The 13,515-nt window shown below is 38.6% G+C and carries 12 protein-coding genes and 1 pseudogene; 11 read left to right on the forward strand and 2 right to left on the reverse strand.

The window, feature by feature from the left end:
- Positions 1-37: 37 nt before the first annotated feature.
- On the reverse strand, positions 38-826 hold the full coding sequence (gene fdhD, locus KYI10_00675; protein ID QYA33002.1) for a formate dehydrogenase accessory sulfurtransferase FdhD: 789 nt from the start codon (positions 824-826) through the stop codon (positions 38-40).
- 212 nt (positions 827-1,038) lie between these two features.
- On the opposite strand from fdhD, the gene KYI10_00680 reads away from it, so the two are divergent.
- The 11 genes and pseudogenes from KYI10_00680 to KYI10_00730 all read left to right on the forward strand — a co-directional run bounded on the left by KYI10_00680 (position 1,039) and on the right by KYI10_00730 (position 13,002).
- A complete protein-coding gene (locus tag KYI10_00680) occupies positions 1,039-4,707 on the forward strand; it encodes a nitrate reductase subunit alpha (protein ID QYA33858.1) in 3,669 nt (1,222 codons plus the stop codon).
- On the forward strand, positions 4,697-6,247 hold the full coding sequence (gene narH / locus KYI10_00685; GenBank protein ID QYA33003.1) for a nitrate reductase subunit beta: 1,551 nt from the start codon (positions 4,697-4,699) through the stop codon (positions 6,245-6,247). The genes KYI10_00680 and narH overlap by 11 nt, the downstream gene beginning before the upstream one ends.
- Positions 6,240-6,818 (forward strand): nitrate reductase molybdenum cofactor assembly chaperone, encoded by a 579-nt coding sequence (narJ, locus tag KYI10_00690; GenBank protein QYA33004.1) that lies wholly within the window; start codon positions 6,240-6,242, stop codon positions 6,816-6,818. Before narH ends, narJ begins: the two co-directional genes overlap by 8 nt.
- Positions 6,811-7,485, forward strand: a complete 675-nt coding sequence (gene narI / locus KYI10_00695) for a respiratory nitrate reductase subunit gamma (protein QYA33005.1) — start codon at positions 6,811-6,813, stop codon at positions 7,483-7,485. The genes narJ and narI overlap by 8 nt, the downstream gene beginning before the upstream one ends.
- A 34-nt stretch (positions 7,486-7,519) precedes the next feature.
- Positions 7,520-7,978, forward strand: coding sequence for a GAF domain-containing protein (locus tag KYI10_00700; protein QYA33006.1), 459 nt, complete (start codon positions 7,520-7,522; stop codon positions 7,976-7,978).
- Positions 7,965-8,996, forward strand: coding sequence for a sensor histidine kinase (locus KYI10_00705; GenBank protein QYA33007.1), 1,032 nt, complete (start codon positions 7,965-7,967; stop codon positions 8,994-8,996). The genes KYI10_00700 and KYI10_00705 overlap by 14 nt, the downstream gene beginning before the upstream one ends.
- A gap of 10 nt (positions 8,997-9,006) precedes the next feature.
- Positions 9,007-9,657, forward strand: a pseudogene (locus KYI10_00710) (response regulator transcription factor).
- Between the two features lie 16 nt (positions 9,658-9,673).
- Positions 9,674-10,180 carry a hemerythrin domain-containing protein gene (locus KYI10_00715; GenBank protein ID QYA33008.2) on the forward strand — a complete coding sequence of 169 codons (507 nt, stop codon included), beginning with the start codon at positions 9,674-9,676 and terminating at the stop codon, positions 10,178-10,180.
- A gap of 152 nt (positions 10,181-10,332) precedes the next feature.
- On the forward strand, positions 10,333-11,490 hold the full coding sequence (locus KYI10_00720) for a nitrate/nitrite transporter (protein ID QYA33859.1): 1,158 nt from the start codon (positions 10,333-10,335) through the stop codon (positions 11,488-11,490).
- Between the two features lie 10 nt (positions 11,491-11,500).
- The gene (locus KYI10_00725; protein QYA33009.1) at positions 11,501-12,490 is read left to right on the forward strand and encodes a ThiF family adenylyltransferase; all 990 of its coding nucleotides are present in this window, start codon (positions 11,501-11,503) and stop codon (positions 12,488-12,490) included.
- An 11-nt stretch (positions 12,491-12,501) separates the two neighbouring features.
- Complete coding sequence (locus KYI10_00730) at positions 12,502-13,002, forward strand: MogA/MoaB family molybdenum cofactor biosynthesis protein (protein ID QYA33010.1); 501 nt, start codon at positions 12,502-12,504, stop codon at positions 13,000-13,002.
- Here KYI10_00730 and moaC read toward each other — a convergent pair whose 3' ends face one another.
- A complete protein-coding gene (moaC, locus tag KYI10_00735; GenBank protein ID QYA33011.1) occupies positions 13,003-13,479 on the reverse strand; it encodes a cyclic pyranopterin monophosphate synthase MoaC in 477 nt (158 codons plus the stop codon).
- Between the last annotated feature and the right edge of the window lie 36 nt (positions 13,480-13,515).

Raw genomic sequence — 13,515 nt, forward strand, 5'->3', positions numbered from 1 at the left:
AAAAGCGCTTAATCGGCGCTTTTTATTATGCAGAAATTTATATAATTAAGCGTTCGGGGTGACTGTATACATTAAAGCTATCCTCTCTTATAAATCCAATTGCGGTAATGTTTAAATCATCGGCAAGCTTAATTGCAAGATCTGTCGGAGCAGATTTACTTAATATTATCCCTACACCAATTTTAGAGGCTTTTATCAGTATCTCAGAAGAGATTCTACCCGAGAATATTAATATTTTATCTTTAATTGGGATGCGATTTAATATGCAATGCCCATATAGTTTATCCATTGCATTATGTCGACCGATATCTGTGCGGTGTAAGTGGAAGGCATCGCCATCGCTGATTGCTGCGTTATGTAGGCCTCCCGTTACTTGAAATGCTTTACTTTCACTTTGAAGATGCTGCATCATACGAATGACTTCACTTGGCGTAATCGTCTTCTCAGTTGTAGATACTTTAGACGTTTGCATATCATTAACAAAATAAAACTGTCTGCTTTTCCCACAGCAAGAACTGATCATACGTTTTGAGTGATTTGCATGAATTGAATGTATCTCGCGCGTGAGTGTAATATGACATAGTCCTTTAGAATCATCAAGATGGAATTTCTCGATATCGCTAAACTTTCTTATTATACCTTCTGAGGCTAGAAACCCTATGATAAGTTCTTTCATATAATCAGGTGTACACACTATTGTTGCGAATTCTTCGTTATTGATATAAATCGTTAATGGGAATTCAGTTGCAATCTGATCATGCTCCTCACGTAATCCGTCACGATTATACTTCAATATATTATTTGTAACATAAACTTCAGGCGTCATTATGATTCCCCCTTTAGTTATATCATATCAAATTAAGCACATAACGTATTTGACAATTGCTTCAAAATAAAAATTTTGAATATATTATTAAACGGTTATCTATAGGGATTCCCCTACACACTTTAGGACATTCCCCAATGGCTCTAACTTGTGAAAAGTTTCATAATCTAAAGTAAGAGGGCGAATGTCTAAAAGGAGTGTTATAAATGGCAATTGGAACAGGATTACGTTTCTTTAAACCAACAGAAAAATTCAATGGAAATTGGTCAGTATTAGAAGAGAAAAGTCGCGAATGGGAAAAGATGTACCGTCAGCGCTGGAGTCACGATAAAGTTGTAAGAACAACGCATGGCGTAAACTGTACAGGTTCATGTTCATGGAAAGTCTTCGTTAAAAACGGCATTATCACATGGGAAAATCAACAAATCGACTATCCATCATGTGGTCCGGACATGCCTGAATTCGAGCCTCGTGGCTGTCCACGTGGTGCTTCATTTTCATGGTATGAGTATAGTCCGTTACGTATTAAGTTTCCTTATGTTCGCGGGGTGTTATGGCGCATGTGGCAAGAAGCTTTAGAAACGATTGGAGATCCCGTACGTGCCTGGCAGTCAATTGTAGAAGACGAAGCAAAGGCGAAGGCATATAAACAAGCACGTGGTATGGGTGGTCATGTCCGTGTGAACTGGCGTGAAGTAACACAGCTTATTGCAGCACAATTAATTTATACGATCAAGAAATACGGTCCAGACCGTATCGCAGGTTTTACGCCAATCCCTGCGATGAGTATGATTTCATATGCATCAGGTGCGCGTTTCATCTCGTTACTGGGTGGGGAAATGTTATCGTTTTATGACTGGTACGCAGATTTACCGCCAGCATCTCCGCAAATTTGGGGTGAGCAGACAGATGTTCCAGAATCGAGTGACTGGTATAATGCCGGATATATTATTATGTGGGGTTCTAACGTACCACTAACACGTACACCAGATGCTCACTTTATGACAGAAGTTAGATATAAAGGTGCGAAAGTTGTATCAGTAGCACCAGACTATGCTGAAAATGTTAAGTTTGCAGATAACTGGTTAGCACCGAATCCTGGTACCGACGCAGCACTTGCACAGGGTATGACACATGTAATACTTGATGAGTTTTATGAAAAACGTCAGGAACCGATGTTTATTGAGTATGCAAAACAATATACAGACATGCCGTTCTTAATTATGTTAGATAAACATGAAGATACATTGAAAGCAGGACGTTTCTTACGTTCGAGTGATTTAGGAGATACTTCTGAGCATAGTGAGTGGAAACCAGTCGTATATGATGATTTATCGGAATCAATCGTTGTGCCTAACGGTACGATGGGACAACGCTGGGAAAAAGATGTGAAATGGAATATTAAATTAGAAACAGCAGACGGTACAAAAATTGATCCTGCAATGACTATTAAAGATAAAGGTCATGAAGTTGTTGAGGTTGTGTTCCCGTTCTTTGATAACGCAGGTAATGGAACATTCAAACGTCCGATTGCAGCGAAGAAAGTCACGCTTGATGATGGTACAGAACAATATGTTGCTACAATTTATGATTTAATGTTGTCTCAATATGGTGTAAACCGTTTTAACACAGATTTAGAAGCAAAAGATTATGATGATGAAAGTTCTATCTATACACCAGCTTGGCAAGAGAAGATTACAGGTGTAAAACCATCCATCGTTGTTCAAGTTGGACGTGAATTTGCACAAAATGCAATCGACACTGGTGGACGTTCAATGATTATTATGGGCGCGGGTATAAACCACTGGTTTAACTCAGATACAATTTACCGTTCAGTATTAAACTTAGTTACATTATGTGCAACACAAGGTGTAAATGGCGGAGGCTGGGCACATTATGTCGGTCAGGAGAAATGTCGTCCGATTGAAGGATGGTCCACAATTGCATTCGCAAAAGATTGGCAAGGACCACCAAGATTACAAAACGCAACGAGCTGGTTCTACTTTGCTACTGATCAATGGAAATACGAAGAATCTGGTGTAGATGCATTAACATCACCACTTGCAGAGAATGTAAAACATCAGCATCCAGCAGATTATAACGTGCTTGCTGCACGTCTGGGATGGTTACCATCATATCCGCAGTTTGATACGAACAGTTTACTGTTCGGAGAAGATGCGCGTGAAGCCGGCAACTTTACGAATGAAGAAATATTAAAACGTGCAGTTGAAAGCGTGAAATCACGTGAAACGAAATTTGCAGTAGAAGATCCCGATAATAAGAAGAACCATCCGAAAACATTATTCGTATGGCGTTCTAACTTAATTTCTTCTTCAGCAAAAGGACAGGAATACTTTATGAAACATCTATTAGGTACAAAGCATGGATTACTTGCTGAACCTAATGAAACAGAAAAGCCTGAAGAAGTCGTATGGCGTGAAGATACTGAAGGTAAGCTGGACCTACTAATAGCACTTGATTTCCGTATGACGACAACGCCACTTTACGCAGATATTGTATTACCAGCTGCGACTTGGTATGAGAAACATGATATATCTTCTACAGATATGCATCCGTTCGTTCATCCATTTAATCCAGCCGTAGATCCACTTTGGGAATCAAGAAGTGACTGGGATATCTATAAATCTATCGCGAAGACGTTCTCTGAAATGTCAGAACGTCACTTAAAAGGTACATTCAAAGACGTTGTCACTGCACCACTTGCACATGACTCACAGCAAGAAATTTCTACACCTATGGGCATTGTTCGTGACTGGACTAAAGGTGAAGTAGAAGCAGTTCCGGGTAAAACGATGCCAGGATTTGCGATTGTAGATCGTACGTATACGGAAGTGTACGACAAATATATATCAGTAGGACCTTTGCTGGAGAATGGTAAAGTAGGCGCGCACGGCGTAAGTTTCAGCGTTAAAGAAGAATACGATGAATTACGCTCGATGGTGGGTACGTATGAAGATGATACAGTGAAAAATGGATTGCCAAGAATTGATACAGCAAAACGCGTTGCAGATGTTATTCTGAACGTTTCATCGGCAACAAACGGCCATGTATCACAAAAATCATATGAAGATCTTGAACGACAAACAGGTATGGAATTAAAGGATATTTCAGCAGAACGTGCAGCTGAGAAAATTACATTCCAGAACATTACAGCACAGCCACGTGAAGTGATACCAACTGCGGTATTCCCAGGTTCGAACAAATTAGGTCGTCGTTATTCACCATTTACGACGAACATTGAACGACTCGTTCCATTTAGAACGTTAACAGGGCGTCAAAGTTACTATATTGACCATGAAGTATTCCAGCAATTTGGTGAATCACTGCCTGTATACAAACCGACATTACCACCAATGGTATTTGGCACGAAAGATAAGAAGATTAAAGGTGGCGTAGATAGTTTGGTTTTACGTTACTTAACACCACACGGTAAATGGAATATTCACTCAACATACCAGGATAATCAACACATGTTAACATTATTCCGCGGTGGTCCAACAGTATGGATCAACAATGAAGATGCAGCACAGCATAACATTAACGATAACGACTGGTTGGAAGTATATAACCGTAATGGACTTGTTACAGCTCGTGCTGTGGTTTCTCACCGTATGCCACGCGGTACGATGTTCATGTATCATGCACAAGATAAACATATTCAAACACCAGGGTCTGAAATTACAGATACGCGTGGTGGTTCACATAATGCGCCAACACGTATTCACTTGAAGCCAACGCAACTTGTTGGGGGTTATGCACAAATTAGTTACGGATTTAACTATTATGGTCCAATTGGTAACCAACGTGATGTTTACGTTGCTGTACGTAAGATGAAGGAGGTTGATTGGCTTGAAGATTAAAGCACAAGTCGCAATGGTAATGAATTTAGATAAATGTATCGGGTGTCATACATGTAGTATTACATGTAAAAGTACCTGGACGAATCGTCCAGGTGCTGAATACATGTGGTTTAACAACGTAGAGACAAAACCAGGTATCGGCTATCCGAAGCGCTGGGAAGACCAGGAAGTATATAAAGGTGGCTGGCAGTTAAACAGCAAAGGAAAATTAGAGCTTAAATCAGGTTCTAAACTTTCTAAAATTGCTTTAGGGAAAATCTTCTATAACCCAGATATGCCTGAAATGAAAGACTATTATGAGCCATGGACTTACAATTATGCTAATCTTACGAACGCGAAAGAACAAAAGCATTCACCAGTCGCAACGGCTGAATCATTAGTATCAGGTAAAAAAATGGACTTACAGTGGGGCCCGAACTGGGAAGATGACTTAGCTGGTGCGCACATCACAGGACCAACAGATCCAAACATTCAAAAGATTGAAGAAGAAATTAAGTTCAATTTTGAACAGTCGTTTATGATGTACTTACCACGTCTATGTGAACATTGTTTAAATCCATCTTGTGTGGCAAGTTGTCCGAGCGGTGCAATGTATAAACGTGATGAAGATGGTATCGTACTTGTAGACCAAGATGCTTGTCGTGGGTGGCGTTATTGTATGACTGGCTGTCCTTATAAAAAAGTTTACTTCAACTGGAAAACGAACAAAGCTGAGAAATGTACCTTCTGTTTCCCGCGTGTTGAAGCAGGACTTCCGACAGTATGTTCTGAAACATGTACGGGACGTATGCGTTATTTAGGTGTATTACTGTATGATGCTGACCGTGTATTAGAAGCAGCGACTGTAAAGGATCCGCAAGATCTATATCAAGCACAACTCGATTTATTCTTAGATCCTCATGACCCAGAAGTGATTGCTCAGGCAGAGCGTGATGGTATTGCACAAGACTGGATTGAAGCAGCACAAAACTCACCAGTATATAAACTTGCAATTGAATACAAACTCGCATTTCCATTACACCCTGAATATCGTACATTACCAATGGTATGGTACTGCCCGCCACTTAGTCCGATTATGAACTACTTTGAAGGTAAAGATTCTATCAAGAACCCAGATATGATCTTCCCTGCAATTGAAGAGATGCGTTTACCAATTCAATACTTAGCAAACATGTTAACCGCAGGAGATGCACAAACTGTAAAAGAAGCGTTGCAACGTATGGCGATGATGCGTAGTTACATGAGAGCCGTTTCAAGTGGTAAAGACTTCGACGCGTCACGTTTAGACCGTATCGGCATGACAGCGCATCAAGTGAAACAAATGTATCGATTACTTGCAATTGCAAAGCATGAAGACCGCTTTGTCATCCCGACATCACATAAAGAAGGATACATGAATACGTATAGCGCTCAAGGTGGCGAGGGTTATACAAGCGATAACTTCGGCGCAGATTGTGACGGTTGTGGTCCAGTACCTGCTGGTAAGTCTGGTAAAGAAGTTTATGAAGATAACTTCTATGGAGGTATTTGGCGTGATTGATTTAAATAAACTTTATGATTATAAACGTGCATTTGGATTCTTTAGTCACCAGCTCATTTACCCAGAAAAATTAAATTTTCATCCAAGAGAATTCGACGGGGTGTTTGCAGAGGATCATCCTGCTTATGAAGCAATCAATCAGTACTGGAATAATATGCATGAAATTAGCTTGTCTGAAATTCAGGAAGTGTATACGTCGACATTTGACTTTGAAAAGAAGACGACGTTATACATGACATATGTTAAATTCCAGGATAAGAAAGAACGCGGACAAATGCTTGCACGACTTAAAGTATTGTATGAAATGTTTGGACTTGAAATGCCTTCATCAGAACTGTCAGACTTCTTGCCATTAATGTGTGAATTTATTTATGCAGCGGATTGGCGCGGAGATGAACGTGCAGAGGAAAGCATGGGGTTGTTATTAATGGTCATTGAAGATGGTACGTATAATCTGCTGCAAGCATTAGAACATATTAAGAGCCCATATTATCATTTAATCTTGGCGATAAGAGAAACATGTAAGGCATGTTTGATTAAAGATGAGAATGAGGTGACGTTAAATGGGTAATCAATTATTGTGGGTAATATTCCCCTATGCGTGTATTGCGATTTTTATTATTGGTCATATTTTTAGGTTTAAATATGATCAGTTTTCATGGACGGCAAAGTCAAGTGAGTTTGTAGAGAAGAAGTCGTTGATGTGGGGGAGTATTTTATTCCACTTAGGAATTATCCCGGTTATATTAGGGCATGTCGTAGGTCTAGGTATTCCTGCAAGCTGGTTGCGTGCAATTGGTGTGAGTGATCATTTATATCATATCGGTGCCGTATATATCGGAAGCATCTTCGGAATCGTCACGCTTATTGGTATGTTATTGTTGACAGCACGTCGTGTAACAAATGAAAACGTAAGAAAGCTAAGCTCGTTATCAGACATTCTTGTTAACTTTCTATTACTATTCATCGTATTTATCGGCTGTTATTCAACAATCGTAACGAATGCTACATTACCAGACTTTGATTATCGTAATACAATCTCTGAATGGTTCCGCGGATTATTAATATTAAGACCTGAAGCAGGATATATGGAAGGTGTTCCATTATCTTTCAAGATTCACGTAATCACAGGATTCTTAATTACAGCATTGTGGCCATTTACTCGTCTTGTCCATGTATGGAGTGTACCTGTAAACTATGTCGGACGCAGTCACATTATATATCGTAAACATAAATAATAAGTTATAATCAGAAGGCAAAGGAGTGTAAATGATGCATGATTATCAAGCGATGATAGACCAGCTTAGAGAATCACTGAATGTAGATTTTATCGGACTCGCGATGCCTTCTGATTTAATTTTACAGACAGATATTCACTGGCGCCATGTTTCGGGTGAAACAAATGAACGTTACAAGAAGATTGAACTAAAAAAAGGTAAGGGTGTCGCCGGTATCGTAATTAAAACAGGGCGAGACTGGATTGAGCTTGATATTGAATCCAGTAGTTTGAATGCACACCTATTTGATTTTCCAATTATTCGTTTTGAAAAGTTAACGAGTTTTATCGCTGTACCATTATGGAAATACAATAAAGTTGCAGCTGTACTTCTTATTGGGAATAGAAGTAAACGTCCGTTTACTTTAACGATGCATGAACAGCTCAAAAAAAGTCTTGAGCAAGGACTCGGTACTTTTTATTGTAAGGATGTGATCAATAGTGTCGAAACTTGAGCGTGAAATAAATGATGATGGATTGGTTGATGCCTTTTATAACGATACCGATGAACTCATCATATTTATAGATGAAAAGAACAATATACTCACAATGAATCAAGCCGCTCAAAAAGTGATTGATTTACATGACAATATTGATGGTCTGACAAGAAATCTTTGTCGCACATGTTTAGGAGTTACAAGTGAAAATGCAATAATGGAGTGCAGAGACTGTTTTATTAAACGTGAACAAAATAATCAGTCGTTTCAATTATTTCTAAAAGATGAAAATGGGGAGCCTAAACCGTATTCAGCATCTTACGTCGTGCTAAAAGAAAATAACGGCACTAAAGTACTGACATTGCAAAATATTTCCCAGCAAATAAAAACGCAGGAAATTCTTCATCAGAAAACAATTACACAAAAAATTATTAGTGCGCAGGAAAATGAAAGAAAAAGAATCTCACGAGAATTGCACGATAGTGTGATTCAAGAGTTGCTTAATGTATCAGTTGACATTCGTTTGATGAAATATAAGACTGAAGAAGAGAAAGAGAAGCATCTTCAGATGATGGAAGGTTCAATCGCACGACTAATGGATGATATACGCAATCTATCCTTAGAGTTGAGGCCTTCTTCTTTAGATGATCTTGGTTTAGTAGCAGCATTTAACTCTCATTTTAAGCAACTTGAAAAGAGCTATGGTCTTGAAGTTAATATGGATGAGAATATAGGCAACATTCGTTTTTCTAATGAGATAGAAACAGCAGTATACAGAATTACACAAGAAGCAATACTGAATGCCTTAAAATATGCGAATGTCGATGAAGTAAATGTATTTATACAAAAAGATGAAACCGAATTAACAGTAGAAATTAGCGACAGTGGAGATGGGTTTACACCAGGAGATACACCAAAAGGATCCGGACTCGGATTCTTTGGTATGCAAGAACGTGCGGCTATCGTCAATGGGTATGTTGAGATTAATAGCGAAACAGGAAAAGGTACGTTTGTAACGTTAACCATCCCACTCTAGGGGGATAAATATGAAGATTGTAATTGCAGATGATCATGCAGTTGTGCGTACGGGATTCTCGATGATTTTGAACTATCAAGACAATATGGAAGTTGTTGCAACAGCAGCAGATGGTATGGAAGCTTTCCAAATGGTCTCGCAATATAAACCAGATGTACTGATTATGGACTTAAGTATGCCGCCAGGAGAATCAGGATTAATTGCTACAGGTAAAATAAAAGAGGCATTTCCTGAGACAAAGATACTGATATTGACGATGTATGATGATGAAGAGTATTTGTTTCATGTTCTCAAAAATGGTGCAAACGGCTATATTCTGAAAAATGCTCCAGACGAAGAATTGATTAAAGCAGTGCGAACGGTCTATTAAGAGGGAACTTATATCGATCCTAAGATGGCAACGTCACTCGTGCATGAATTAATACACCATGATACAGAGTACTCAGCGAAAAATGATCATTTAAAAATATTAACAAAACGAGAATTAGAGATATTACCTTTAATTGCGAAAGGCTATGGTAATAAAGAAATAGCTGAAATGTTATATGTTTCAGTAAAAACTGTAGAAGCACATAAAGCAAGAATCATGGATAAGCTAGAGCTTAAAAGTAAACCGGAACTTGTAGAATACGCACTTAAGAAAAAATTACTTGAATTTTAAAAAAGGTAGTGACACGATGCAATTTCAAACAAAGATGAAAGCACTGCGTATTTTAGAGAATGAACACATATTGATGCGTTCACTATTACATGAATGGTATCAAATCATGATGGATGTGAAAGCTACAGAAGCGATGCTTTCAAAATATCATAAACTAAAGTTATTAAAAGAAAAAGTGTCGGAGTTTTTACCGGTACTTGATAAGCACCAGGCAAAAGAAGAGCAGTTTTTCTTTCCTGTTCTAGGAAGTTATATTGGAACAGATCAAGGTCCAATACTGACAATTGAAGCTGAGCATGATGAGATGGCACAATATTTTAATCACTTTAACGGTGTTACAAATATGATGGAACTGAGTGTAGAAGATATTAATCTCCTGTTGAATGATTTGAACGAAGGTTACGAAATTTGTATGGTGCACATGTATAAGGAAGAGAGTGTACTGTTCACAATGGCGGAAAAGGTATTTAAGATAAAAGATGAAGAAACGCTTCTAGAGGTATTGAATACAAAGATTATATAAAGAGAGAACTAAAACTTGAAAGAGTTCTAGTTCTCTCTTTATATAGGGAAATGACTCAGTTATAGGGGGAATTCCCCAATGTTAAATGTATCACAATCGCCTTACAATAGTTTTGTATAGTAAATCACAAACTAATGAAAAAGGTGAAAGAAATGGACAAATCAACAAGTAAAGTACAGTTACCCTTACAGACGTTAAGTTTAGTTGCAGGGTTTATGGCATGGACAATCATTGCACCGCTTATGCCATTTATGTCACAAGAATTTACCATTCCAGAAAGTCAGAAAGCAATTATTTTAGCGATACCAGTTATTCTTGGCTCAGTTTTGCGTATCCCACTTGGTTATTATGCCAACTTAATCGGTGCAAGAAAGGTATTCTTATTCTCGTTTATATTCTTATTGATTCCAGTATTTTTACTTAGTTTAGCACAGTCTACTACGATGCTGATGATTTCAGGCCTTTTCTTAGGTGTTGGGGGCGCAATCTTCTCTGTAGGTGTTACGAGTGTACCGAAATACTTCCCGAAAGAAAAACATGGTTTAGCGAATGGTATTTATGGAATGGGGAATATCGGAACTGCTGTATCAGCGTTCGCAGCACCACCGCTTGCGAATGCAATTGGCTGGAGCAACACTGTTAAATCTTATTTAGTAGTTATGGCATTATTTGCGCTACTGAACTTCTTATTAGGAGATAAAGATGAGCCGAAAGTAAAACAACCATTAATGGATCAAATTAAAGGTGTATTACCAGAGTATAAACTGTATTTACTGAGCTTCTGGTACTTCATTACATTCGGTTCATTTGTAGCATTTGGATTGTTCTTGCCGAACTTCTTGGTTAATAACTTTGGATTAGATAAAGTTGATGCAGGAATACGTACAGGTATATTTATCGCGATTGCCACATTACTACGCCCAATTGGTGGCGTGCTGGGTGACAAGTTACGTGCTATGGATGTCCTTAAAGTTGTGTTTGTTGGTCTTATTATTGGTGCAGCAATGCTTTCGATTAACCATCAAATCTCTTTCTTTACTGCCGGATGTTTAGTTATTTCAGCATGTGCGGGGTTAGGAAATGGCTTAATCTTTAAATTGGCTCCGACATATTACTCTAAACAAGCAGGTATTGTTAACGGTATTGTTTCGATGATGGGTGGATTAGGTGGATTCTTTCCGCCACTAGTTATTGCCGCTTGTGCAGCAAACTTCGGTACAAACAAGCCAGCTTTTGCCTTCCTTGCAGTGTTTGGTATAATTGCATTAATAACAATGTTCTGGATGGACAAAAAAGAAGGCAGAAATTAGGGGATGACATATGCGGTATGACAGACAAATAAAATTTTATGGTATCGGCCAGGAGGGTCAGGAGAGATTATCTCAAAAGACTGTCGGGATTGTAGGGTGCGGTGCACTTGGTACACATCTTGCAGAATCCATGGCGAGGTGCGGTGTAAATAAAATTGTGATTGTTGATCGCGACTATGTTGAGCTTTCTAATTTACAACGACAATCACTATTTAAGGAACAAGATGCAGTTGATTCGACACCTAAAGTGATTGCTTGTGAAAGAGAATTAAAAGCAATCCGAAGTGATATACAAATCGAAACTTACATCGATCATCTTGATGCGCCGCTTCTAGAAGCGGCGTTTTTGCAATGTGATTGTATATTAGATGCAACAGATAACTTTGAAACGCGATTGTTAATTAACGATTTCGCTTATAAATATAATATCCCATGGATTTATGGTGCGTGTGTAGAGTCGACTTATGTGGCATGTCCGTTCATTCCAGGTGAAACACCGTGTTTTAATTGTGTGATGGGTATGTTACCAATCATGAATAGAACCTGTGATACAGTAGGTGTTATAGAACCTGCAGTAAGTATGGCAACGAGCTTTCAGATGGCGTATGCGTTAAAGTTATTAACAGGGACACCGTTTGATGCGAAATTAGTGTTTGGTGATGTATGGCAGATGGATCATACAGCCCTTAAATTTTCTCGTATGTATGATGATGAGTGTATGACGTGCGGAGGACAAGCAACATATCCAGAACTGCATAAACGTACACATGAAACGATGTTATGCGGGAGAGATACTGTTCAAATTACCACACAGTTTAGTGATGAAGAATTGTTAAAACATTTAGAATCATTGTCTATTACCGTCCAGGAAACACCTTATTTTATTCGGTTTAACTTTAACGGCTATCCGATTGTACGGTTTAAAGGTGGTCGTATGCTTATTCATGAAGTTCAATCGATGGCGGAAGGCAAGACAGTTTATCATCAACTATTTGGTTAGGAGCGATTAGTATGGAACATTCAAATGATGTGCGTAAACAATTAAATGTAGGTGTCATTACAGTAAGTGATACGAGAGATTATGCTACGGATAAGGGCGGAAAGGCAATTGTTGAACATTTAAAAAGTATTGAAATCGATGTTTCACGTGAACATTACTTGATCGCTAAAGACGACCAGGCTGATATTCGAGCGAGCATTATGAAATTACTGCATGATAAAGTGGATGTCATTATTACGACAGGTGGAACAGGTATTGCAAAACGTGATGTTACGATTGAAGTAGTGAAGTCTGTTATCGATAAAGAACTGGAAGGTTTCGGTGAAATATTTCGTTATTTAAGCTATACAGAAGATGTAGGTACACGAGCGATGCTCTCACGTGCGTTATGTGGTACGAAAGATAATACCGTAATTTTCTCGATACCAGGATCAGTTGGTGCTGTAAATCTCGCAATGAAAAAGCTCATTACACAAGAGATTCATCACATTGTGCATGAGCTTAATAAGTAATTAACGGTTAAAATCGCCGTTTTTGCCACCAGATTTATGTTCGAGATAAGTTGGACCGATAATCATACCTTTATCAACTGCTTTGGTCATATCATATATTGTAAGTGCCGTCGCGCTTGCACCCGTTAAAGCTTCCATTTCAACACCTGTTTGTCCGGTCGTTTTAACGGTGCAAGTGATTAATATTTCATAACCGTCAATCGTATCCCATTCAAAGGCAATATCGATACCACTTAAATTTAGTGGGTGACACATCGGGATAATTTGTGCGGTGTTCTTTGCAGCCATAATACCTGCCACCTGTGCCACGCCAAGCACATCGCCCTTTTTATTCTTGTGGTTGATGATTTGCTCATAAATGACTGCGTTTACTTTAATCGAAGTTTTAGCAACAGCAGTGCGTGTTGAGGTAGGTTTATCTGATACATCTACCATCTTAGCGCGTCCTTGTTCATTAAAGTGTGTTAAATTGTTCATCATTTCACTTCCTTTTTGTATACTATAACTATCATA

Origin of the sequence: Macrococcus sp. 19Msa1099 (assembly GCA_019357535.2) — a bacterium.
Lineage (GTDB): Bacteria > Bacillota > Bacilli > Staphylococcales > Staphylococcaceae > Macrococcoides > Macrococcoides psychrotolerans.

Bases quoted from the DNA above. Each gene is read 5' to 3' on its own strand.
- fdhD (QYA33002.1), bottom strand. From the start codon at position 826: ATGACGCCTGAAGTTTATGTTACAAATAATATATTGAAGTATAATCGT.
- narI (QYA33005.1), top strand. From the start codon at position 6,811: ATGGGTAATCAATTATTGTGGGTAATATTCCCCTATGCGTGTATTGCG.
- KYI10_00700 (QYA33006.1), top strand. From the start codon at position 7,520: ATGCATGATTATCAAGCGATGATAGACCAGCTTAGAGAATCACTGAAT.
- KYI10_00715 (QYA33008.2), top strand. From the start codon at position 9,674: ATGCAATTTCAAACAAAGATGAAAGCACTGCGTATTTTAGAGAATGAA.
- KYI10_00720 (QYA33859.1), top strand. From the start codon at position 10,333: ATGGACAAATCAACAAGTAAAGTACAGTTACCCTTACAGACGTTAAGT.
- KYI10_00725 (QYA33009.1), top strand. From the start codon at position 11,501: ATGCGGTATGACAGACAAATAAAATTTTATGGTATCGGCCAGGAGGGT.
- KYI10_00730 (QYA33010.1), top strand. From the start codon at position 12,502: ATGGAACATTCAAATGATGTGCGTAAACAATTAAATGTAGGTGTCATT.
- moaC (QYA33011.1), bottom strand. From the start codon at position 13,479: ATGAACAATTTAACACACTTTAATGAACAAGGACGCGCTAAGATGGTA.